The sequence below is a fragment of the Mycobacterium sp. NGS19 genome, from assembly GCF_059813155.1.
Window position 1 is genome coordinate 143134 of the sequence record NZ_JCALEB010000006.1, and the last position, 20880, is coordinate 164013.

The following is a 20880-nucleotide window of genomic DNA, read 5'->3' on the forward strand; positions in this document are numbered from 1 at the left end:
CGGCCGCTAGGCGTTCGCGTTCGCGATCAACCCCTGACGCAGCGCGTACATGCTCGCGCCGATCCGGTTGGACACGCCGATCTTGCTGTAGATCCGCTCGACGTGATTGCGTGCGGTTTTCTGGCTGATCACCAGCGCCGCCGCAATCTGCCTGTCGGATGCACCTTGCGCCACCAGCGTGAGCACCTGGATCTCGCGCGGCGTCAAGCCGTGCGGGCGCGGGTTCGGCCGCTCCGATTTCAGGCCGGCCGCGTGCAGCACCGCATCGACAGCCACCGGATCAAATGCGCGGTCGCGCAGGCGTTCCCGTAACCGCCGCCCCGCCGCGTCCGGCCCGAGTTGCTCTCGGTACGGCCGCGGCTCGCGAGCCGACTGATAACACACCGCAGCCGCCAGAAGACGATCCGGCATGGTCAACGCTGCCCCGCCGAGCCCGCGCGGATAGCCGGAGCTATCGACGTGCTCGTGGTGATTGCCGGCCAGTTGCGCCTCTTGGCGCAGGCCCGGCACCTGACTGAGGATCCGCACCGTCAGATACGGGTGCAACCGGACGCGTTCGAACTCCGCGGAAGTCAGCGGTCCGGGCTTGGACCAGATGTGGTTCGAGATCCCAATCCGGCCGAGATCGTGGACGTGGCCGGCACGCTTGATCAACGCCACGGTGTCGGCATCGAGCCCCACTGCGTGCGCCGCATCCGCGGCGAGCCGCGCCACCGCACCTGAATGACCAACTGTGAACGGGCATTTCAGGTCGACGAAGTCACCCAAAGCGGACAACAGACCGTCGAGGGTCCGCGCGTCGAGCTGCTGGTGGCGATCCGGCGCCTCCCGCAGGGCCGCACGCCAGACGTCCCCGGCCGGCGGACCGCTCAGAATGCGGTCCGCATCGCGCACGAAGACGTCGACCACCTGCGGGTCGAATTGGCCGCCGCGGCGGCTCTGTGCCATCGCGACCGCGCCTTCGGTGCCGTAGCTGCGCTGGTGCACCTCGGCCATGTCGGCCAGCTGTGCAACCCGGATCGCGATGGGGATCTGGTCACCTCGCACACCGCCGGGCAGTCCGCCGCCGTCGTAACGCTCGAACGTAAACGCAAGCGCGGCTTGCACATCCGGACCAACGCCCAACCGCTCGGCCAGCAGTCCCGCCGACATACAGTGCGAATGGATCAATTTGGAGAGATGGCCGCGGGCGTTGCGCACGAGCGCGGCCATGACGGTGAGCCGACGGATCAGCGGCTCTCCCCGAGCCACGTTGCGCAGCACGAAGTTCCAGTACGGTAAGCCCGACCAGTCAACCAAATATGCGTCGTGGCGCACGGCGATGTCGTCGCCGAACCAGCGTGCGTATTCGTGGGAATCGGCGTGGCAGCCGATCCACATGATCAACGTCGCGTAGTAGATGGTGTCGCGCTCGCTTCGAGGCAGGCCCAGGCGATCGGCGATTCGCGTCGCAATGAGCGCGGACCGCAGCATGTGCTCGGCCGGCTGCCCGAGGCCGAGATCGATCGCCACCGACAGCGCGGCGAGCAGTTCGGCGCGGGTGGGTAACTCGGGTGAGCGCCCGACCGGCGAGGTCATCTGCCGATTCTGGCGCAGATCGGTCGTGGGCGGGGCGCTCTGAACCGCGAGGGTTGGCGTCATCGCCGGGCGCAGCCGGGCCGGGACCGGCGCTGCAGCAACCACACGGTCGCGAGCATGAGCGCGACGGCGAATGTGGCCAGTGCGATCAGACTCGCACCTGTGCCGCCGTGAAAGCTGTCGCGGTAGGCGGACATGGCCGGCAGTGCCGGGGTGTACCGGTCGAGATCCAGCTCGCGGCCCAGCGCCTCGAACGCGTGGCGGTTGGCCAGCCCATAGCTCATCAACCGCCCGGGGGTGGCCATTTGGTCGACGGGCACGATCGCGCCGCCGAACAACACCTGCGGGAAGCACAGCATCGGCAGGGCGAGCGCGGCCTGCGCGGCGTTGGAGACCGCAGCCGACGCGAGCAGGCCGAGCGCCAGGGCGGACGTCGCCTCGATCACGACCGTCACGAACAGCACCGCGTAGACGTCCCATCCCGCCTCGGGCAGCCGGCCGAGCAGCCGCAATGCACCGAGCAGCACGGCGCTTACGGCGGCCAGCACCGGAAGCAGTGCGGTCACCTTGGAAGCCACGTACGCCGCCACGCTCAGCCCGGCCAGGCGTTCCCGCCGGAACACGGCCATCTCCCCGACGATCTGCAGCAGACCGTAGGTCAGACCGAAGAAGAACCCGTCGAACGCAATCCAGAACGCGATCTGGGCAGGCCCGACGTCAGCTGCGGTGTGCGGGTCGGAGGTGCCACGCCTGAACAGCGTCGCCATCATCGCGGTGACCAGCACCGGTGAGCCGAGAAGGATCGCGAGGGTCAGCCGGTTGCGTACCAGGACGTCGACATTGCGCCGGGTCAGCAGCCACCATTGCCGCATCGCGCCGGTGCGTTTGACCTGTAGGCGCGGGGTCGGCATGGGCGGCTGAGCACCGGCTGCCGGTCCGACGGCCCGGTGTGCCGCGAACCGGTTCGCCCATGTCTCGGGTGTGTGCTCGGCCAGCCTGTCGTAGACGTGCGCGAGGTCACCTACCCCGAAGTACCGCCGAGCTTCTGCGGGACTGCCGCTGAAGGCCAGATGGCCGTCGCGTGCCAAAAACACCACCCGGTCACACACGTCGATGCCGGCCGGCTCATGCGTGGTCAAGACGACGGTTACGCCGTGGCGGCTGAGCCGGCGCAGCAGCCGCATCACGTCGGCGGCCGTCGACGGGTCGAGCCCCGAGGTCGGTTCGTCGAGGAAGAACAGGCGTGGCCGGGTCAGCAGCTCCACCGCGATGCTGGCCCGCTTGCGTTGCCCGCCCGACAGCGACCGCACCGGCACGTCGGCCCGATCGGTCAGGTCGAGTTCGTGCATCGTCTCCTCGACGACCCGGTCGGCCTCGGCCGCCGACGTGCCCTCCGGCAACCGCAGCCGTGCTGCGTAGCGCAGCGTCCGCCGCAACGGCATCTCCAGGTGGATGATGTCGTCCTGGGGCACATAGCCGATGCTGCGGTCGGCCGCCGTCGCCAGCACGCAGCCGTCGTGTCGGACCTGGCCGGAAGACGGCGGCTGCAATCCCGCGAGAACTTCCAGCAGCGTGCTCTTACCGGCGCCGCTGCCCCCGGCAATGGCGACCAGCTCGCCCTCTTCCACGGTCAGGGAAAGCGACTGGAGGATCTGATGCCTGCCGACATGGCGGGTGACGGCAGTGGCGTCGACGCGTCCGCCGCGCGGCGCGAGCTGGTCAAAGGCGGGCTTGAGCGGTGCTGCTGAAGTGGTCATGGGCCGATGCTCGCGCCGGGTGCTGCTTGCGCGCGTGAGGCATCTGCCTCAACTGTCAGGGCGACGGCTGAGCCGGCGGCTGGACCGGGGCGGCCGGCGGCTTGGGATCGCCGTGCAAGCCCGGGACGTGCGAGAGGATCCGGGTGAGCAGAGGCGGCTTCTCCGCCGACTCGGTCGGTGGCGGCGCGTCGGGTGCCGGCGGCGGCGGACCGAAAACCGGCGGGACCTCCTCGCCCGCCCACGGCCCGGCGCCATCGGTTGGCTCGTCGGGCACCGTGGCCGCGACCTCGTCGGTGACCGACGACGGTTCGGCCGGCGCGACTGCGCTGGGCTCTGGTGGCAGCGCGGCTGGGGCCGGTGAGGGCACCACGACAGGCGGCATTGCGGGTGGCGGTACCGCCGGCGCCGCTGCTGGCGGATTGGCCGACGGCTGCTGCGCGGGTGGGGTGGTGTCGCTGTTCGACGTCAGCCGCAGGCCGGCAGCCAGCGAGATCGACACGATGAACGTCAGCAGCCCGATGCCCAGCATGGCCAGCGCCGCGGCGTGCGACAGCGGCCAGGACCGTCGGGTGCCTTCCCGAGCCGCTGCGTCGTCGTCGAGCTGCACCTCCGGCGGCTGCGCGGAGGCGAGCGCGGCACCGCGGGCAAGCGCAAGGTCAGCCTCCGGTGGCGCGAACACTGGGAGATCGAGGGCCTGCTCGAGTTGCGTTGCCAGCGTGGAGAGTTCGCTGTCAGGGCCGACGAGCACCAGACATTCGGGGTGCCAGTCGTTCACGTCGAAGACCCGGATCAGCCAGTCGATCAGCTGCGCATCGGTGTCGTGAGCGCGATGCGAGATGGTTTGCACGGCGCCGTCGTAGGTGTCGACCATGGACACGACCACGGACTGCGGCTCGAGCAGGCAGACCGCGGTCTCGTCGTAGCCTGCGGTGCGGCCGATCCCGCGGGCCAGGGCCTCGCCGGCCTCCGCGCAGGGCACTGCGACGACGTTGTCGAATCCGGCTTCAGACAGCGACTTCAAAAACAGTGAGGCGTGCAGTTCGGAGTCATCGCTGAACGTCACGCCGATGGCATGCGGGCGATGGCCGCCGGCCATGGCCGCGGTCAGAGACATCGCGCCGGCCACGTATTCGGAGGTGCTGATCGCGGCGGCGCCTCGTCGGGTCGGGACGTCGAACGCGTCGTGGTCCATGATCTCGCCGTCGGCGCCTTCGCCTTCGACAAGCACCAGTCCGACCGCGGTCGGGGTCATCGAGAGTCCGAGTACCGTATCCAGTTCGCACTCCTCATGTCCGGCGTCGCCGATGCTCGACACGCGCAGACAGGGTCGGGCCTCCAGTTACGTCGGCCGAGCCTACCCAAGCCGTTCTGTGAACCCTCTCACCGGCCTGTGCCGCAGTTGGTCTGACCACTTGACGTCTGGCGACATTTCGGCAATGCTGGCGGACATGGCCCTTCAGCCGGTGAACCGACGCTCGGTACCCGAGGATGTGTTCCGACAGATCGTCGCCGACGTCCTCAGCGGTGAGATGCGGCCTGGCCAGGCGCTGCCGAGCGAGCGCCGCCTTGCCGAGGTGCTCGGGGTGTCCCGGCCCGCGGTCCGGGAGGCGCTCAAAAGGCTTTCTGCAGCCGGTCTCGTCGAGGTTCGCCAAGGCGATTCGACGACGATTCGCGACTTCAAGCGCCATGCCGGCCTGGATCTTCTGCCGAGCTTGCTGATGCGTGCGGGTGAGCTCGACGTTGCCGTCGTGCGAAGCGTTCTCGAGACCCGGTTACACAACGGACCCAAGGTTGCGGAGTTGGCTGCACTCCGTGCTGGTTCGAAACTTGCTGTGGCACTTGAGGATTCGATTCGCCGGATCGAGGACGAGGCGGATCCGGTCGAGCGTCAGCGGTGCGCGCTGGCGTTCTGGGACCACGTCGTGGACGGTGCCGAGTCGATCGTGTTCCGGTTGATGTACAACACTTTGCGCGCTGCCTACGAGCCAGCGCTGGGTGCGCTCGCGACGGTGATGCAGGCCGAAGTCGGCCGCCCCGACCTGTATCGGCGACTTGCCGACGCCATTACGGCAGGCGACGCGAAACGTGCGCTGCGGGCCGCGCGTGACCTGCTCGAGCCCGCGACCACTGCGCTGCTCGACGCGCTGGACGGCTTGGAGAAACAACGATGACGCGCACGCGCCGCACATTCACGCTCACTGACGCCGCGCGCGAGTTCTGGAAGCATCCGTCGCCGCTGATGATTGCCGCCGCCCTGCTCGCCGCGGGCGCTGCGCGGGCCGCCGTCGGTGAGTGGCGCGTCACCGACGCGCTGGTACCGGTGGTGATGCTTGCCGTCTTCCCTTTCTTCGAGTGGATCGTTCACGTGGGCATCCTGCATTGGCGGCCGCGACGCGTCGGCGCAGTCACTGTGGACCCGTTGCTGGCGCGCAAGCACCGCGAACACCACGTCGATCCCCGCGATGTGCCGCTGGTTTTCATTCCGTGGCAGTCGCTGCTGTGGGTGCTGCCGTTGGCAATCGCGATTGCGGTGCTGGCGTTCCCGCGCTTGGCATTGGGGTTGAGCTACCTTGTCTTCCTCACCGTGCTCGGGCTGGCCTACGAGTGGACGCATTTTCTGATCCACAGTGACTACAAGCCCAAAACCGGTGTGTACCGGGCTATCTGGCGTCACCACCGGTTGCACCACTTCAAGAACGAGCACTACTGGTTCACCGTCACCAGCGCGGGCACGGCCGACCGCGTGCTACGCACGTCTCCGGACCCGGCCACCGTGGCCACATCGCCCACGGCGAAGAACCTGCACGCCCACCGCTTACCCGCCTGATCTCTGCGCCCGCGCGCCGTGCCGCGCGATTGTGCGGTCCCAAACGGAGCGCTCTGGGCACCGGTGACCGTACTGTGATCGGTTCGGTGTCAGCACGTTTCATGATGCATCGCTTCACGCTGCCATGATTGCCCGCATGGCGCCGGTGACACGTCGAGCGGCCTTGCATGCCGCGGGACTGGCCGCAGGAACCTACGCGCTGGCAAACCTGTTGGGACCGGCCGTTTCTCGAGGCGAACCCGCGCCGGCGACAGCGACGGCACCCACCTTTCTCACCGGCTCCTTCCTTTCGGCGGCCAGGGGTGGCGTCGAGACGAAGTGGGTGATCGCGCGCCCACCCGGTCAAACCCGACCGCTTCGGCCGGTCATTGCGCTGCACGGCCGCGACGGCGACGCGGCCAGCGTGATGGACTTGGGCGTGGCCGACGGGCTCGCGCGAGTGGTGAGTGCCGGCCTGCCGCCGTTCGCGGTGGTGAGCGTCGACGGCGGCAACACGTACTGGCACAGGCGTGCCACCGGTGCCGACTCCGGCGCGATGGTGCTCACCGAGCTGCTGCCGATGCTGGCCACCCAAGGCCTCGACACGTCACGGGTCGGGTTTCTCGGCTGGTCGATGGGCGGCTATGGCGCGCTGCTGCTGGGCGCCCGGCTCGGCCCTGCCCGGACCGCGGGAATCTGCGCGGTGAGTCCTGCGCTGTGGACGTCCTATATGGCCACCGACGACGGGGCATTCGACAGCTACAGCGACTGGCAACGCAACACCGTCTTCGGTCAGCCTGCGCTGGCGTCGATTCCGATCCGGGTGGACTGTGGTGTGTCAGACCGGTTCTATGCCGCCGCCCGCCAGTTCGTCGCGCAGCTGCGCCGACCGGTCGCGGGCAGCTTCTCCCCCGGTGGCCACGACGAGTCGTTCTGGCGGGGACAACTCCCCGACGAATTGGCCTGGCTGGCGTCCTAGTCATTGCATTGCCTAGTCATTGCCTAGGCGACCTGCCGTTCACCTGCTGGGTGCATGCAGCCGCGCGTGGCAAGATCGGCGCTCGAGTGAACACCGTTGCGCCCACCGCTGCCCCCCGACGCGGCACCACACCCCGCGCCGGCAGACGCCGTGAGTTCCGCGCCGACATCGAAGGTCTGCGGGCGGTCGCGGTGCTGACCGTGGTGCTCTTCCACGCCGGATTTCCCGCATTCCCAGGCGGCTTCGTCGGAGTCGACGTGTTCTTCGTGATCTCGGGATTTCTGATCACCGGGCTGCTGTGGCGAGAGGTCAGGCAGCGCGGCGGCATCCGGCTGGTCAGGTTCTACGGCGCCCGGGCGCGACGACTGCTGCCGGCGGCCGGGGCGGTGCTCGTCGTCACTGGCGTCGCGGCGTGTCTGCTGTTGCCGCCGCTGCAGGCGCGCAGCGTGCTCGGCGACGTCATCGCATCGGCGCTCTACACCGGCAACTACCGGTTCGCGATCGAAGGCACCGACTACCTGAGCGCCGATGCCGCGCCGTCGCCGGTGCAGCACTACTGGTCGCTGGGCGTCGAGGAGCAGTTCTACCTCGTCTGGCCGGCGTTGATCATCGGTACCGCCTGGGTGCTCCTGCGCGCGCGCCGCCGAGCCGATGCCGGCAGCTCGGTGCTGCCGTACATTTCGGTCCTCGCGGGGTTGGCCGCCGCGTCGTTTGTCGTCTCGCTGGCGTGGACGTACACGCTGCCGTCGTGGGCGTTCTTCTCGTTGCCGTCGCGTGCCTGGGAGCTGGCGGTCGGCGGCTTGGTGGCGCTGACCGCCAGCCGGTGGCGCGCGTTGAGCGACCGCGCCGCCGCGGCCGCAGGATGGGGCGGTCTGGTGCTGATCCTCGTCACTTGTGTGGATTTGCACCGTGCGACGCCGTACCCCGGCACCGCCGCGCTGCTCCCGGTGCTGGGCACCGCACTGGTGATCGGTGCCGGCTGTGCGACAGCAGACAGCGGGGTGGGCCGAGCGCTGTCGCGGCCGCCGATGCGGATGATCGGCCGAGCGTCGTATTCGTGGTACCTGTGGCACTGGCCCGTGCTGCTGCTCGCGCCTGCGCTGCTCGGCCACCCGCTGGGTCTGGCCGGCCGCCTGGTCGCCGCCGCAGTGTCGTTCGTGCTGGCGGTGCTGACGTTGGGACTCGTCGAGAACCCGATCCGCTTTGCGGCAGCGGTTCGGCGGTCAGAGGCGCGTAGTCTGCTGCTCGGCGCAGCCGTCACCGCAGTGGCCGCGACCGCCGCCACGATGCTGCTGGCGGTGCGCCCGGCTCCCGTCGGCCACGGGGCGGCCGCGGCCGCGGTGACGTACGACCAACCCGCGCCGACGCAGCCCGCCGGTCACGACGACCCGCTCGCCCAGCTGACCGCACACGTCGCGGCCGCCGTGCAAGCCGCCACTGCGGTGCGCGCCGTACCCGCGAACCTCAAACCATCGCTGGCCGATGCCGCCGGCGACAAACCCACGGTCTTCCTCAACGGCTGCGTGCGGTCGTGGCGGGAGGTGGGCCAGCCCGAGTGCGCATCCGGGGACACCGCATCGCCCACCACGGTGGCACTGGTCGGTGATTCCCACGCTGCCATGTGGAGCCCCGCACTGGAAACCGTTGCGCAGCAACGCCATTGGCGGCTGGAGACGCTGGGCAAGGTCACCTGTCCGCTGCTGCAGTTGCCCATCACCAGCCCGTATCTCGGCCGGCGCTACACCGAATGCGAGCAATGGCGAACTGACGTAATGAGCCGGCTGCAGGTCGAGCACCCGCGGCTCGTCGTCGTCGGCATGTCCCGCCGCTACGGCGCAGACTTCGGCTTCACTTCCTACGATCCCCAGTGGGTGGACAGCCTGAGCCGCTTGGTGAGCCGGTTGCGGGCGACCGGGGCCATGGTGGTGGTACTCGGCCCGATTCCCGATCCGCGCAGCACCGTGCCGACGTGCGTATCGGCTCACCTCGACGACGCGCAGGCGTGTGCGCCGCGACGCTCTGACGCGGTGCGGGACGCCGGCATCGCGGCCGAGGCGGCGGCGACGACCGCGGCGGGCGGACAGTACAACGACCTCACCGCGGTGTTCTGCACCGCCGAGCGCTGCCCGGTGATCGTCGGCGACAACCTGGTCTATCGCGACGACAACCACGTCACCATCGAGTACGCCCAAACGCTGGCGCCGGTCATCGGCGCGATCGTCGAGAGTGCCACGACAGTCCGCTAATGCGGAACGAAATCCCTTATGGCGGAGACGATTTCGTCGGCGGCGTCTTCTTGCATGTAATGGCCGGCGCCCTCGAGCAGCACGGTGCGATGCGTGGGGAACAACGCTTGCCATTGGGCCCGCTCCGGCGCGCGAAACGCCACATCCTTGGTGGGCCACAACACCAGTGCGGGCTTCTCGGACAATCGTGGCAGACCAGCGGCCACCTCCGCCAAAAAGCTCTTGCTGCCCAGTATTTCGCGCGGGAACACCGAAAGGGGCCGTCGTGACTCTGCGGTGGGAAACGGCCCGCGGTAAGCGCCCATCTCGACATCGGTGAGTCGACGGCGGCGCACCCCTGCAGGCAGGATCCGCTCCACGAAGAAGTTGCGGTGCTCGATCAAGTACCGGCCCACAGGGCTGCCGAGCGTACGCGAAAACGCCTGTGTGCCCAGATCGGTCTTCGGCCACGCCCAGGTATTGCCGATGACGAACCGGGTGAATCGGTCCGGTTGCCGAGTGGCCACGGCGAAGCCGATCGGTCCGCCCCAGTCCTGCACCATCAGGGTCACGTCGGTGAGATCCAGCTGCTGCACGGCACGCTGCACCACACCGGCATGCTCGACCGGGGTGAACCGGTAGCCCGCCGCTGCAGTCGAAAGCCCGAAACCCGGGTAATCGATTGCCACGCAGCGGTATTGACTTCGCAGCCCGACGATGATCTCGCGGTACAGAAACGACCACGTCGGATTGCCGTGCAGCAAAAGCAATGTGGGCCCGTTGCCCTCGTCCACGTAGTGCACCGTCGAGCCGTCGACGTCGAGGTAGCGATCCTGGAACGGGTACAGCCGGGTGGGTACCCAGGCCGGGCGCTCAGGCGTGATCATCGCGCACACGTTAACGGAGTTGGTCGGTGATCTCGACCCAGCCGGTGGCGTCGCGCCGGTGGTCGGTCACGTTGCGGCATTCGCCGTAGATCCGCATGACACCGACGCTGTTGCGGTCGGGGTCGCGGTACAAAACCGCGGTGACGTCGTTCTTGAAGAGCGTGGTGCCGTACAGATATTGGTTCGGCGGCAAGCCCTTCTGCCAGCCGCGCGCAGTCATTGCGTCGGCCACCTGGTCGAAGAAGCCGCTCGAGGGTAGGTCGAAGGTCAGATAGATCGCGCCCTGGTAGGGCGGGTCAGTCTGGTTCTCGCATGACATCAGCAGGTAGCCGCCGGTCGGGTTGCGCAGCCTTGCGGTGCCGACGATCTCCTTCGCAGCGGCGAGCACTTGGGCTTTGCTCTGCTCGTCGGTGAGCGCATCGACGGGATGGTCGGTCGTGCGGTCATGCATGCGGAGCACGAAAAGACCCGCGCCCACGATCCCCAATGCTGCGAGCACGGCAACGAGCAGCAGCAGGCCTCGGCTTCTCGTGCCGGTCACGATGTCGCGCACCTCGGGCCTGCCACACCACCCATTCTGGTTGAATCGCGGCATGGACGGCTCAGTGACGGTGCACATGTCCGCACCCGCGATGAAAATCTGGGAGCTCGTGGCCGACGTACGCAACATCGGCCAGTTCTCGCCGGAGACGTTCGAGGCCGAATGGCTCGACGGCGCCACCGGCCCGGCTGTGGGAGCCCGATTCCGCGGACATGTCCGCCGCAACGAGATCGGCCCCGTGTACTGGACGACGTGCCGGGTCACCGACTGCGAACCCGGCCGGGTGTTCGCATTCGACGTGTTGATCGGCGACAAGCCTGCCAACCACTGGCGCTATGAGATGGCACCCAGCGGCGACGGCACCGACGTGACCGAGTCGTTTCGGCTGCAGCCCTCGCCGCTGCTTCGGATCTACACCGCGAGCATCGGCCGGCTTCGCAGACGGCGCAATCTTCGCGACATGCGTAAGACGCTCGAGCGGATAAAGACCGTGGTGGAGGCGCGCTGATTGCTAACGCTCAGCGCCAAAGCCGTTGAGATTGAGAGGGATTCGGGAACTGTCGGCGACGCGGGCTAGCGCACGGACGTGGCCATGATCGGCGACTCCGTTTGGCGGGTCTGCCAAATGGCTATGCGTGCGCCGAAGGGAGACCCGACATGACTCACTGCGCGCTTATCCGGCCCGCCGCTGTCGCCGCGGCCGCGACTGCCGTCCTTCTACCGCTGCTAACCGCTTGTGGCGGAAGCAGTTCGGACAACAAGACCACAACCAGCACCACCACAAGCAGCACCACGACGTCGCCGACGAGCACCACCGTGTTGACGCCTACGCCGTGCTGTGCGCCCACGAACTCCACAGTGACCGTGTCGCCGGCACCGGGCGACACGACGGTGACCATCGTGCCGCCGGTTCCCGAGATTCCCTCGCCGCCGGCGATCCCGGCGCCACCGGCTATCCCGCAGATACCAGCGATCCCGGGTCGCTGATGCTCAGCGCTTCTCGCAGGTGAACTGACAGACGTCGGTGTAGCCCTCGCGGAACAGATCCGCGCAGCCGGTCAGGTACTTCATGTACCGGTCGTACACCTCTTGCGACTGGATCGCGATCGCCTGCTCCTTGTTGGCCTCCAGGTTGGCCGCCCAGGTGTCCAGCGTGCGTGCGTAGTGCAACCGCAGCGGCTGTACGCGCGAGACGTTGAAGCCGGCTTGGGTCGCGTGGCGTTTGACCGTCGCCGGCTGCGGCAAATCGCCGCCCGGGAAGATCTCGTCCATGATGAATTTGAAGAACCGCAGATGCCGCATGGTGACCGGCAGATTGCGGGCCGCAAACTCCTCGTCGTCGGGTTTCACGATGGTGTGCAGCAGCATCACCCCGTCGGCGGGTAGCGCCTCGTAGGCCATCTTGAAGAAGGCGTCGTAGCGGTCGCGGCCGAAGTGCTCGAAGGCGCCGATGGACACGATGCGGTCGACGGGCTCGTCGAACTGCTCCCAGCCCTGCAGCAGAACACGCTTGGACCGGGGGCTCGGCGAATTGTCGAACAACTTCTGCACGTGCGCCTGCTGGTTCTTCGACAGCGTCAGCCCGACGACGTTGACGTCGTACTTCTCGAGTGCGCGCATCATGGTGCCGCCCCAGCCGCAGCCGACGTCCAGGAGCGTCATGCCGGGCTGCAGACCCAGCTTGCCCAGCGCCAGGTCGATCTTGGCGATCTGCGCCTCTTGCAGCGTCATGTCGTCGCGCTCGAAATACGCGCAGCTGTAGGTCTGCGTGGGATCCAGGAACAGGCGATAGAAGTCGTCGGACAGGTCGTAGTGGTGCTGGACGTCCTCGAAGTGGGGCGTCAGGTCAGCTGGCGTTTCTGGCAATGTCGATCCTGTTCAGCGGCTGCTAGCCGACTCCCATGTCGGAGCCGACCCGGGAGATGTTGCGGATGGTCGTCACCGATGGTACGAGATCGGCGACCGAACGAGTTTGCGGAGGGCGGTCAGCCGTCCTGTGCCTTCTTCTCTTCTTCGGGCACCTGGGAACCGTCGCCGCCGCCCTCGTCGTCGTCGCGCTTCTGGTCGTCGTCGTGTTGGGCCTGGGCGCGCTCGTTGCGTTCGCGGTCGCGCTCAGCTGCTTCGCTGCGCTCGTCGCTGATCTCGCCGTGCACCGGGTTGCCCTCATCGTCGATCCAGTCGTTGACTGCCGTTCCCGTAACGGTCGCGTCGGATCCGGGCAGCACGGTCGTCGGGCGCTCCTCCGTATAGGACTTCGCCATCTCTTTGGCGTGTTCCTTGTGCTTGTCGGTGGGTTCCGGCTTCTCGGCGATCTGACCGGACTCGTAGCGTTCGACATCCTCGCCGTCGCCGGTGGCCTCCTGCTCGCCGCCCTGTTCGCGGTCGGTGTTTTGCTCGCGGTCGGTCTGCTGGGAGCTGCCTTGTTCGCTCATGATGAACTCCAATTTCGACATCGCGTCACACGGTGTTCTGCACGGACTGCCCCGAACCGGTACAGACCAAACCACCGTGTGTCAAGCGGTCGGGTTGGCGCCCAACACCCGCTGCATGTCGGGCTTCATCGCCTGCAGCTGACCACCCCAGTAGCCCCAGCTGTGCGTGCCGTTGGGCGGGAAGTTGAACACACCGTTACTGCCCCCGGCCGCGAGGTAGCGCTGCTGGAACTCCTTGTTGGTGCGGATCGTCAGTCCCTCCAAGAACTGCGCGGGGATCTGTGCGTTGCCAAGACCGGCGTCCAGGTCAGTCGGGTTGCCGTTGCCGCTGTACACCCAGATCCGCGTGTTGTTGGCGACGAGCCGGCCGATCTGGTTCATCGGGTCGTTGCGCTGCCAGGCCGCGCCACCGTAGGGACCCCACATGTCGAGCGCGTTGAAGCCACCGGCGTCGGCCATTGCGACGCCCACCAGCACCGGCCACAGACCGGCCGACAAGTTGAGGAAACCCGACAGGGAGCCGGCGTAGATGAACTGGTTCGGGTGGAACGCGGCGAGGATCAGCGCCGAGCTGCCCGACATCGACAGCCCCACCACGGCGTTGCCGCTGCTGCTGATCCCCCGGTTCGCCGCCAGCCAGGCCGGCAGCTCTGAGGTCAGAAACGTCTCCCACTTGTAGATGTAGGTCTGGCCGTTGCCCACCGCCGGCCGGTACCAGTCGGTGTAGAAGCTCGACATTCCACCGACGGGCATGACGACCGACAGCCCCGAGCCGTTGAACCACGAGAACGCCCCGGTCTCGATGTCCCAACCGTTGCGGTCGTCGCGGGCGCGCAAGCCGTCGAGCAGGTAGACGGCCTTCGGGCCGCCGCCCTGGAACTGCACCGGAATGTCGCGTCCCATCGCGGCGGACGGCACCATCACGGTCTCAGGTGCGTCGGCTCTGGCGGTCGCTGGTTTGCCCGCGACACCGATCATCGCGATCGCGAACACCGACGCGAGGAAGGCCGCCGCCAACCGGCGCGGCCAGGGCATTGCTCGAAATGTGTGCATGATTCCCACCCCTGCAGTTGTCTTACCGAGTTATCGGCTGTCGCGAGTCCGCGGTTACACACCGCGCCAATTTGTTGCTGCTGTTAAAACTGTTCGGTGCTGCAATTACGTCTGGGACTGATCGGCGTTGTCGTCACCGCATGCGCGGTGCTGCCGGCGTCCGCCGCTGATGCGGCCAGGCTCAGCCCGTTGAGTCCGTTGGTGGAGGCCGCCACGGCCCGGCTGCAGACCGCCGATGCGGTGGCTGGGGCGAAATGGCTGACGAAAGGAAGCGTCGAAGACTCCGCTCGGGCGGAACAGGTGCTGGCTGCGGTGGCAGCCGACGCGGCTGCGGCCGGCATCGACGCCGACTACGTGCAGCGCCTCTTCGCCGACCAGATCGCCGCCACAGAAGGCGTCGAGTACGGACGGTTCTCCCAGTGGAAGCTCGATCCCAGCGCAGCGCCAGCCTCTGCCCCCGACCTTTCGGCGACGCGATCGGCGATCGACTCGCTCAACCACACGATTGTCGGCGAGATCGCCGCACAGTGGCTGCTGCTGCAGTCGCCGGACTGCGGCGCCGCCCGCGAGCAAGCCGTCGGCGAGGTCGCCGACGCGCATCACCTCGACGCGCTGTATCGGCAGGCGCTCGGGTTCGCCACTCGCTCCTACTGCGGGGCTTAGCCGAACAGCGGCAGCGCGCGCTTGCGGGCCAGCGCGTTCATGCCGGCCTGAATGGTGTCCTGCACCTCCTGGTACTTGCGCTGCACGTACTCGTCGTCCTCTGCCAGCGACGGGTCGTGATCCACTTCGACCGGCGGCATCAGGCGTGTCCGGATCTTGGCCGGCAAGGGGAACTGCGGCAGTGCGGCCGGCGCGATACCCCACGGCAACGACACCGCGAGCGGAAAAACTTTGAGCCGCAAGATCTTGTCCAGCCGCAACGTGCGCGACAACTGGTCGCCGCGAATCAATACCGGCATGGCGTCGGCACCACCGACGGTCGCGATCGGCACAATCGGCACGCCGGCGCGGATCGCCATCTTGACGAATCCGGTGCGGCCGGCGAGGTTGGCCCGGTCCCGCTCGCGCCAGGGCCGCAGCGAGTCCACTTCTCCCCCGGGCCACAACGCGACGTCGCGTCCTTCGGCCAATGCCGTGGCGATCGAGTCGGGCGCGGCCGGCAGCACTCCCATCGCTCGGAAGTAGCGGCCGATGACCGGAATCGCCATCAGCGCGTCGTGCGCTGTGCCGTGCAGAAGCCGGTCCTGGCCGAACCGGCGCCACCACTGCACGCCGACGGTCCACGCGTCCCAGACAAACGGCGCGCCCGAGTGGATGCCGATGAGAAGCACCGGTGGCTCCGGCAGGTTCTCCCAGCCGTCCATCTCCATCCGGAACCAATAGTCCACGAGGGAATTCCACAGGTACTTCTGGCGCTGCATCGTGGCTTCATCGGGCCCGCTGAGCTCCCATTCGCCGGCACGCTGGGCCACCCAGCCGCTGACCCCGCCCTCCTGCTTCGCACGCCGGCGATCCATCTGCTCGCGTGCCTGGTCGGCGAACTGCTGGGCTTGTTCTCGAACATCCGGTGATCGGTGGTCGGTACTGGTCATGCGGGGCGCATACCCGCTGTGGCGGCGGGGTACGCCCCCCGGACATGAGCACCTGAGCCGTATGACCGGTGTGGCTACTGCACTGTGAGCACGCCGTGCATGCCCGGGTGGTAGGTGCAGTGGAACGGATAACTGCCCGGCTGTGCCGGTGCCGTGAACGTCGCCGTCGCTTCTCCACCGACTTCCACGTCGAACGCGTTGGCGGTGTCGGCGGTGACGGTGTGTTCTGCGGCGTCCTTGTTGACAACAGTCACCTGCGCGCCCGCCGGCACCGTCAAATCGGTGTACCGCATCCCTTCGATGGTGATCGCCGCCGCCGCGGCCGGCGACGATGCAGGCGCAGGCGTGCTGGTCGGTTCAGGGGCACTGTCCTGGGTGACGTTCGAGTGCCCGCAGGCGGCGACGGCGATCGCCGTCGCGCATGACAAAGCAGCCAGTCCGATTCGTGTCGTCATACAAGAGACACGACACCGCAGGCGAAAGGTTCACCGCGTCGTCGGATCAGGCGGGCGTGCCGTCGGTGTTGTCGAAGAACCGCCACTCGTCGTCGACCTTGACCTCCATGCGCCAGCCCAGTTCGTCGTTGTGCGAAGCCTTGTCCACGAACCAGGCGTGCGCGTCGTCGGCGCTCGCGATGTCGCGGGTCTCGACGACCTCGCCCTTGGGATCCAGCACTCGATACGTTGCCATAGTCGCGTCATTCCCAGGATCAGCGCATCCGAATCACAATGGCAGCCCGTGAAACGAATGCGTAATCAGAGCGCGGGGTAATCGTCGGCGAACCCACAAGAGCCTCAACGAGGAGGACCGGCATGGCCAACCCGATCGACGTGCAGAAGCATTTGGCCGGCGTGAACTATCCGGCGCGCCGCGACGACGTGATCGCCGCTGCCAAGCGCAACGGCGCAGACAAGGGTCTGCTCGACGAGCTGAACCGCTTGCCCGACAAGGAATTCAGCGGCCCCGACCAGGTTCAGAAGGCGTTGTTCTGACCGTCGGGCCACCGATCAGGTGGCCGTGCCTTGCCCTTGCTCGGCGGTCCGCTGGCCCTCGGTCCGCTGGCCCTGCGCCCGCTGCTCATGGGTGGCCTGTTCTTCGCGGGCCGTGGGGTCGAGGCGGTCGGCGTGCTCGGCGCGCTTGTTCAGGTCGTCGCGCGCTGACGCGACGTCGCTCTGATGCGCGGCGGCTCGCTCTTGCAGCCGGGCTGCCTCGGCGGCCTTGGCCTCGGCTTCGGCCTGCGCGGCGCGCGCCTTGGCGGCGGTCTCTTCGGCCAGCGCTTCGCGGCGTTGCACTTTTGCGGTCTGCTCGCGGACCTCACCGCGGATGCGCTCCGCCTCCACGCGGCGCCGCTTCATGCGGTTCTGCCGCGCGATCAGCACCACGGCGACGATCAGCACAATCGCCACGACGACAGCAATGATTAGCCAGCCCACGGCATTCATGACCGCTCCTTAATTGACGTAGACGTCGGTAGGCAAGAGCGTGCCCGGGGCGCTGGGTGTTGAAACCCTGCGGTCAGCCCAGCTTGGCGATGCGGGTGTCGGCGATGTGCTCGACGAGTTCGCGGGCGTCTTCGAACACCACCTCTGCGCCGCCGGCGGTCAGCTCGTCGCGAGAGACACCGCCGCTGAGCACACCGATGCTGGGCACCCCGGCGCGCCGGCATGCTTCGACGTCCCACACCGAGTCGCCGAGGAACACCGCCTGCTCGGCGGTGACGCCGGCGCGCTCGAGCGCGACCTCGATGATGTCGGGCTTGGGCTTGGCGGTGTCGACGTCGGCCGACGACGTCATCTCAGACACCAGGTGGTCGCGGTCGAGCACCTTGCGCAGGATCGCCAGCTCGTCGTCGGGCGCCGACGTCGCCAGCACCACCTGCAGACCCATCGCCGCGACCCGCTCGAGGATCTCCTGCCCGCCCGGCAACACCCGCAGCAGCGGAGTCAGCTCTTTGTAATAGCGCGAATGCAGCTCTTTGAGCCGCTGCTTCACCTCGTCGTCGACGTCTCCGGCCAGCGTGCCGATCAAGGTCGAGCCGTCCATCCCGATCGAGCGGTGGATTCGCCACGCATCGGCTGCGATACCGACGTCGTGGAACGCACGCGTCCACGCGTGCACGTGAAGGTAATTGGAGTCGACGAGCGTGCCGTCGATGTCGAACAGCACAGCGGGCGCACGGGAAGCGGTCACCCGGCGCGGGTACCCACGGCTCACCGTTGTGTACCTTCTGGGCCCTGCGAGTTACCTAACCGCTCTTATAGGCTGACGGGTGAGCGCCGATGGCCAGATACTTGTTGGCTGCCAGCCCGATTCCCGGGCATGTCAGCCCCCTCCTGCAGATCGGCGCCGATTTGCGCCGCCGCGGTCACCGGGTCAGCATGCTCACCGCAGCGCACTACCGCGAGGCCATCGAGGCGCACGGCATGCGTGCCGTCGCCCTGCCCGCTCGCGCCCATCCCCGCCGGCACCACCGACGTACCTCTTCGCTTCCCGTCCCCCGCATCGTGGACCGCTGGAACTGCGGGCGTACGGAAATGCGCGCGATCTTCATCGACCCGCTGATCGCGCAGTACCGGGCGCTGCAGCGAGCACTCGACGACGAACGCGTCGACGCGGTGCTGTGCGACGTGGCCTTCACCGGCGCATTGCCACTGCTGGTGGACCGGCGAGCGCGTCCGCCGGTGTTGGTCGGCGGGGTCGGGCCGTTGACACTTTCCAGTGTCGACACCCCACCGTTCGGCATCGGCTGGCACCCCCGGCCGAAGACGAACTACCGGGCGATGACCTGGGTCGTACAGCACATCCTGTTCGCCGACATCCAGGCGCACCTCGACGCGGCGCTGCGCACCATCGGACTGAGTGGCTCGCCGGTGTTTCTGACCGACTGGCCCTTGCTGGCTGAGCGCGTTCTGCAATTCACCGTGCCGCGCACGGAGTATCCGCGCAGCGATCTGCCGTCGTCGGTGACGTTCACCGGCCCGGTGATCACGCCCGCCACCCGCCGACACCGCCCATGGGACCCGCCGTGGTCCAAGCTGGCGCGCAGTGGCCGCAACGTCGTCCACGTCACTCAAGGCACCTGGGACAACAGCGATTTGAGCGAACTGATACATCCCACTCTCGACGCGTTCGCCGATCGCGACGACCTCGTCGTGGTTGCGACCACAGGACGCCCAGGGTCCTCGACGGTTCGCCGACCCATCCCTCGCAACGCCTACCTCACCGACTTCGCGCCGTACCATCAGCTGCTTCCGCACGTCGATGCGATGATCACCAACGGTGGGTACGGCGGTGTGCATCATGCGCTGGTGCACGGGATCCCGTTGATCGTCGCGGGCGCCACCGCCGACAAACCCGAAGTGGCGGCGCGGGTGGCCTATACCGGGGCAGGGATCGACCTGGGCACTGCACGCCCCGAACCCGCCGCAATCGCCCACGCCGTGCATCGGCTGCTCAGCCGCGACTCGTATCGACTTGCCGCACAAGAACTCTCCCGCGAACTGCGGGCCTACAACGCCTTCGATGCGATCGCCGACGCCCTGGCGGCCGCAGTGCGCGACTGCAGCCGTGCGGTGTAGCGGGATACCCTGCCCGCTATCGGGGCGACGTTCCGCAACGCACGGAAGTGACGTTCCGGGCATCGTCGCGCGGTCGGGCGGCCAGCCACGGTAACGCCGCGGCGAATGCGCGCGCGGCGAAAGGCCAGTCATGCTTGCCCGGCAATCGGGCCACCGCACACGAGATGCCGTTCGCGGCGCCTGTTGCACAGAGCGAATCAGCGGCCATTCCTGGACTCATTGCGGCGGCGCCCGCGTCGGAACCGTGTGCGACGGTGGGTCCTTCGTTGTCGGGAACGGCGAAGATTCCGGCCACCCCCCGGTACGGCCCGTGCCGGGTGATGACGGTGGTCGGATCGAAGGAGGCCCACGCGTCAGCGTCGCCGCCGAACAGCCGCTCGATGGTTTGTGCCCGGTTGCCCGCGTTGGGGGCGAGATCGCCTGCGACGTCGAGGAAAGCGGTGAAGAGATCGGGATGCATCACGGTCAGGTCCACCGCGCAGGTGCCTCCGGCGGAGAACCCGACGATGCCCCAGGCACCGGGGTCACTGCTCACGCCGAACGTCTGGATCACATGTGGCACAACGTCTTTGGTGACATGGTCGGCGGCCCTGCCGCGCGGGCCGTTGACGCATTCGGTGTCCACGGTGAACGCACCGCCGGTGTCGACGAACGCCGCCACCGGCGCAACGCCGTCGTGTGCCGCCGCGAACCTGTCGAGGGTGCTGACCGCATCTCCCGCGCGTAGCCAATCGGCCGGAGTGTGGAACTGACCGCCGACGAACACGAGCACCGGCAACTGTTGCGGATTGCCGTCGAACCAGGCCGGCGGCAGATACACCCACTCGTCGCGGTGTCGGAAGCCAGAGCCGGCAGTTCCCGTGTCGACCCTGACGACGGCGCCCGTGCGGGGCGCGGCGGCGCGCGCCCGCATCGCACGCACGGTCGTCAGGTCGGTCTGGTGCGGCAGCGGCCCACCAGTCAGCTGATTCCACGCGACGTCGACCGTCGGGAAGTAGCCGATCCAGCCGTTGACGGTCACTCCGGCACTCAGCAGGCAGAACGACACGGCGAACACCAGGACATTGCGGCGCCACCAGTCGGCGCCCGACCAGCCGAATACCGCGACGGCCATTGCCATGCCGGTCAGTGACACCCACAGCCACAGCGACCAGGGCGGCATCTCACTGGCGAGGCCCGCTGTGGCGAACCACCAGCGCGCCGCCGCCCCGGCCAGCACACCGAGCGCCACCGCCGCCGGCACACCGCGGCTGCGCCGTCGCCCCCATCCGATCGCGTGCCACAGTGCGACGACCGTTACGGCCTGCACGGCGAGGGGTATCGCTCCGCCAGTCAGCGACGCGCTTGCCGTGGCTGCCGCGAGCCCGGCGCTCTCCGACACCGCTTGCCCGCCGCTCATCGCTGCACCTTTCCGCTGGACGGGACTACCCGCACCCTGGGCGACGAAAC

At 67.9% G+C, this 20880-nt stretch carries 23 protein-coding genes; 8 read left to right on the plus strand and 15 right to left on the minus strand.

The annotated features are described in order from the left end of the window. Window positions 1-6: 6 nt before the first annotated feature. Genes AC5Y4N_RS17990 through AC5Y4N_RS18000 form a run of 3 tightly spaced genes read right to left on the minus strand, consistent with a single transcriptional unit; the run spans window position 7 to window position 4650 of the window. Window positions 7-1578 (minus strand): HD domain-containing phosphohydrolase, encoded by a 1572-nt coding sequence (locus tag AC5Y4N_RS17990; protein WP_499908290.1) that lies wholly within the window; start codon window positions 1576-1578, stop codon window positions 7-9. Window positions 1579-1637: 59 nt separating this feature from the next. Next, entirely contained in the window at window positions 1638-3335 is a 1698-nt protein-coding gene (locus AC5Y4N_RS17995) for an ATP-binding cassette domain-containing protein (protein ID WP_499908293.1), read from the minus strand. A 55-nt stretch (window positions 3336-3390) separates the two neighbouring features. Continuing rightward, window positions 3391-4650 (minus strand): DUF7159 family protein, encoded by a 1260-nt coding sequence (locus AC5Y4N_RS18000; RefSeq protein WP_499908295.1) that lies wholly within the window; start codon window positions 4648-4650, stop codon window positions 3391-3393. Window positions 4651-4783: 133 nt separating this feature from the next. Between AC5Y4N_RS18000 and AC5Y4N_RS18005 the strand changes: the two genes are divergently transcribed. The 4 genes from AC5Y4N_RS18005 (at window position 4784) to AC5Y4N_RS18020 (ending at window position 9366) form a co-directional block, all read left to right on the plus strand. Further along, window positions 4784-5506, plus strand: coding sequence for a FadR/GntR family transcriptional regulator (locus AC5Y4N_RS18005; protein ID WP_499908297.1), 723 nt, complete (start codon window positions 4784-4786; stop codon window positions 5504-5506). Then, window positions 5503-6162 (plus strand): sterol desaturase family protein, encoded by a 660-nt coding sequence (locus AC5Y4N_RS18010; RefSeq protein WP_499908300.1) that lies wholly within the window; start codon window positions 5503-5505, stop codon window positions 6160-6162. Before AC5Y4N_RS18005 ends, AC5Y4N_RS18010 begins: the two co-directional genes overlap by 4 nt. Window positions 6163-6286: 124 nt before the next feature. Further along, window positions 6287-7120, plus strand: coding sequence for an alpha/beta hydrolase (locus tag AC5Y4N_RS18015; protein WP_499908302.1), 834 nt, complete (start codon window positions 6287-6289; stop codon window positions 7118-7120). A gap of 86 nt (window positions 7121-7206) precedes the next feature. Next, the gene (locus tag AC5Y4N_RS18020) at window positions 7207-9366 is read left to right on the plus strand and encodes an acyltransferase family protein (RefSeq protein WP_499908305.1); all 2160 of its coding nucleotides are present in this window, start codon (window positions 7207-7209) and stop codon (window positions 9364-9366) included. On the opposite strand, the gene AC5Y4N_RS18025 is transcribed toward AC5Y4N_RS18020, so the two are convergent. Both AC5Y4N_RS18025 and AC5Y4N_RS18030 read right to left on the minus strand, forming a co-directional pair. After that, window positions 9363-10232 (minus strand): alpha/beta fold hydrolase, encoded by an 870-nt coding sequence (locus AC5Y4N_RS18025; RefSeq protein WP_499908307.1) that lies wholly within the window; start codon window positions 10230-10232, stop codon window positions 9363-9365. The two genes, AC5Y4N_RS18020 and AC5Y4N_RS18025, sit on opposite strands and share 4 nt — an antisense overlap. Before the next feature lie 10 nt (window positions 10233-10242). After that, on the minus strand, window positions 10243-10773 hold the full coding sequence (locus AC5Y4N_RS18030; protein ID WP_499908309.1) for a lipoprotein LppJ family protein: 531 nt from the start codon (window positions 10771-10773) through the stop codon (window positions 10243-10245). A gap of 52 nt (window positions 10774-10825) precedes the next feature. Between AC5Y4N_RS18030 and AC5Y4N_RS18035 the strand changes: the two genes are divergently transcribed. Then, complete coding sequence (locus AC5Y4N_RS18035; protein ID WP_499908311.1) at window positions 10826-11281, plus strand: SRPBCC family protein; 456 nt, start codon at window positions 10826-10828, stop codon at window positions 11279-11281. A 154-nt stretch (window positions 11282-11435) separates the two neighbouring features. On the opposite strand, the gene AC5Y4N_RS18040 is transcribed toward AC5Y4N_RS18035, so the two are convergent. The 4 genes from AC5Y4N_RS18040 to AC5Y4N_RS18055 all read right to left on the minus strand — a co-directional run bounded on the left by AC5Y4N_RS18040 (window position 11436) and on the right by AC5Y4N_RS18055 (window position 14240). Further along, complete coding sequence (locus AC5Y4N_RS18040) at window positions 11436-11672, minus strand: hypothetical protein (protein WP_499908313.1); 237 nt, start codon at window positions 11670-11672, stop codon at window positions 11436-11438. A 91-nt stretch (window positions 11673-11763) separates the two neighbouring features. After that, window positions 11764-12639: a cyclopropane mycolic acid synthase family methyltransferase gene (locus AC5Y4N_RS18045; RefSeq protein WP_499908315.1), complete on the minus strand. Its 876-nt coding sequence runs from the start codon at window positions 12637-12639 to the stop codon at window positions 11764-11766. A gap of 119 nt (window positions 12640-12758) precedes the next feature. After that, complete coding sequence (locus tag AC5Y4N_RS18050) at window positions 12759-13205, minus strand: hypothetical protein (protein ID WP_499908317.1); 447 nt, start codon at window positions 13203-13205, stop codon at window positions 12759-12761. Window positions 13206-13286: 81 nt separating this feature from the next. Further along, window positions 13287-14240 (minus strand): esterase family protein, encoded by a 954-nt coding sequence (locus tag AC5Y4N_RS18055; RefSeq protein WP_499908319.1) that lies wholly within the window; start codon window positions 14238-14240, stop codon window positions 13287-13289. Between the two features lie 114 nt (window positions 14241-14354). Here AC5Y4N_RS18055 and AC5Y4N_RS18060 point away from each other — a divergent pair, with 114 nt between their 5' ends. Next, entirely contained in the window at window positions 14355-14921 is a 567-nt protein-coding gene (locus tag AC5Y4N_RS18060) for a chorismate mutase (protein ID WP_499908321.1), read from the plus strand. Here AC5Y4N_RS18060 and AC5Y4N_RS18065 read toward each other — a convergent pair. The 3 genes from AC5Y4N_RS18065 to AC5Y4N_RS18075 form a co-directional block, all read right to left on the minus strand. Further along, a complete protein-coding gene (locus AC5Y4N_RS18065) occupies window positions 14918-15853 on the minus strand; it encodes a lysophospholipid acyltransferase family protein (RefSeq protein ID WP_499908323.1) in 936 nt (311 codons plus the stop codon). The genes AC5Y4N_RS18060 and AC5Y4N_RS18065 overlap by 4 nt on opposite strands. 74 nt (window positions 15854-15927) lie before the next feature. Further along, window positions 15928-16308, minus strand: coding sequence for a cupredoxin domain-containing protein (locus AC5Y4N_RS18070; RefSeq protein ID WP_499908325.1), 381 nt, complete (start codon window positions 16306-16308; stop codon window positions 15928-15930). 46 nt (window positions 16309-16354) lie between these two features. Continuing rightward, a complete protein-coding gene (locus tag AC5Y4N_RS18075) occupies window positions 16355-16543 on the minus strand; it encodes a hypothetical protein (RefSeq protein WP_499908327.1) in 189 nt (62 codons plus the stop codon). A gap of 122 nt (window positions 16544-16665) precedes the next feature. On the opposite strand from AC5Y4N_RS18075, the gene AC5Y4N_RS18080 reads away from it, so the two are divergent. Beyond that, window positions 16666-16845 (plus strand): DUF2795 domain-containing protein, encoded by a 180-nt coding sequence (locus AC5Y4N_RS18080; RefSeq protein WP_499908329.1) that lies wholly within the window; start codon window positions 16666-16668, stop codon window positions 16843-16845. A gap of 15 nt (window positions 16846-16860) precedes the next feature. Here the strand turns inward: AC5Y4N_RS18080 and AC5Y4N_RS18085 are convergent, their stop codons facing one another. Beyond that, window positions 16861-17295: a hypothetical protein gene (locus tag AC5Y4N_RS18085; protein WP_499908331.1), complete on the minus strand. Its 435-nt coding sequence runs from the start codon at window positions 17293-17295 to the stop codon at window positions 16861-16863. A 73-nt stretch (window positions 17296-17368) separates the two neighbouring features. Beyond that, on the minus strand, window positions 17369-18043 hold the full coding sequence (locus AC5Y4N_RS18090) for an HAD family hydrolase (RefSeq protein WP_499908333.1): 675 nt from the start codon (window positions 18041-18043) through the stop codon (window positions 17369-17371). Between the two features lie 89 nt (window positions 18044-18132). Here AC5Y4N_RS18090 and AC5Y4N_RS18095 point away from each other — a divergent pair, with 89 nt between their 5' ends. Continuing rightward, complete coding sequence (locus AC5Y4N_RS18095; RefSeq protein WP_499908335.1) at window positions 18133-19431, plus strand: glycosyltransferase; 1299 nt, start codon at window positions 18133-18135, stop codon at window positions 19429-19431. Window positions 19432-19447: 16 nt separating this feature from the next. On the opposite strand, the gene AC5Y4N_RS18100 is transcribed toward AC5Y4N_RS18095, so the two are convergent. Beyond that, on the minus strand, window positions 19448-20830 hold the full coding sequence (locus AC5Y4N_RS18100; RefSeq protein WP_499908337.1) for an alpha/beta hydrolase: 1383 nt from the start codon (window positions 20828-20830) through the stop codon (window positions 19448-19450). Between the last annotated feature and the right edge of the window lie 50 nt (window positions 20831-20880).

Excerpts from the sequence above, each read along its gene's own strand:
- AC5Y4N_RS17990 (WP_499908290.1), bottom strand. The coding sequence starts at position 1,578 with ATGACCTCGCCGGTCGGGCGCTCACCCGAGTTACCCACCCGCGCCGAA.
- AC5Y4N_RS17995 (WP_499908293.1), bottom strand. The coding sequence starts at position 3,335 with ATGACCACTTCAGCAGCACCGCTCAAGCCCGCCTTTGACCAGCTCGCG.
- AC5Y4N_RS18005 (WP_499908297.1), top strand. The coding sequence starts at position 4,784 with ATGGCCCTTCAGCCGGTGAACCGACGCTCGGTACCCGAGGATGTGTTC.
- AC5Y4N_RS18010 (WP_499908300.1), top strand. The coding sequence starts at position 5,503 with ATGACGCGCACGCGCCGCACATTCACGCTCACTGACGCCGCGCGCGAG.
- AC5Y4N_RS18015 (WP_499908302.1), top strand. The coding sequence starts at position 6,287 with ATGATTGCCCGCATGGCGCCGGTGACACGTCGAGCGGCCTTGCATGCC.
- AC5Y4N_RS18025 (WP_499908307.1), bottom strand. The coding sequence starts at position 10,232 with ATGATCACGCCTGAGCGCCCGGCCTGGGTACCCACCCGGCTGTACCCG.
- AC5Y4N_RS18035 (WP_499908311.1), top strand. The coding sequence starts at position 10,826 with ATGGACGGCTCAGTGACGGTGCACATGTCCGCACCCGCGATGAAAATC.
- AC5Y4N_RS18040 (WP_499908313.1), bottom strand. The coding sequence starts at position 11,672 with ATGGTCACCGTCGTGTCGCCCGGTGCCGGCGACACGGTCACTGTGGAG.
- AC5Y4N_RS18050 (WP_499908317.1), bottom strand. The coding sequence starts at position 13,205 with ATGAGCGAACAAGGCAGCTCCCAGCAGACCGACCGCGAGCAAAACACC.
- AC5Y4N_RS18055 (WP_499908319.1), bottom strand. The coding sequence starts at position 14,240 with ATGCCCTGGCCGCGCCGGTTGGCGGCGGCCTTCCTCGCGTCGGTGTTC.
- AC5Y4N_RS18065 (WP_499908323.1), bottom strand. The coding sequence starts at position 15,853 with ATGACCAGTACCGACCACCGATCACCGGATGTTCGAGAACAAGCCCAG.
- AC5Y4N_RS18070 (WP_499908325.1), bottom strand. The coding sequence starts at position 16,308 with ATGACGACACGAATCGGACTGGCTGCTTTGTCATGCGCGACGGCGATC.
- AC5Y4N_RS18075 (WP_499908327.1), bottom strand. The coding sequence starts at position 16,543 with ATGGCAACGTATCGAGTGCTGGATCCCAAGGGCGAGGTCGTCGAGACC.
- AC5Y4N_RS18080 (WP_499908329.1), top strand. The coding sequence starts at position 16,666 with ATGGCCAACCCGATCGACGTGCAGAAGCATTTGGCCGGCGTGAACTAT.
- AC5Y4N_RS18085 (WP_499908331.1), bottom strand. The coding sequence starts at position 17,295 with ATGAATGCCGTGGGCTGGCTAATCATTGCTGTCGTCGTGGCGATTGTG.
- AC5Y4N_RS18095 (WP_499908335.1), top strand. The coding sequence starts at position 18,133 with ATGGCCAGATACTTGTTGGCTGCCAGCCCGATTCCCGGGCATGTCAGC.
- AC5Y4N_RS18100 (WP_499908337.1), bottom strand. The coding sequence starts at position 20,830 with ATGAGCGGCGGGCAAGCGGTGTCGGAGAGCGCCGGGCTCGCGGCAGCC.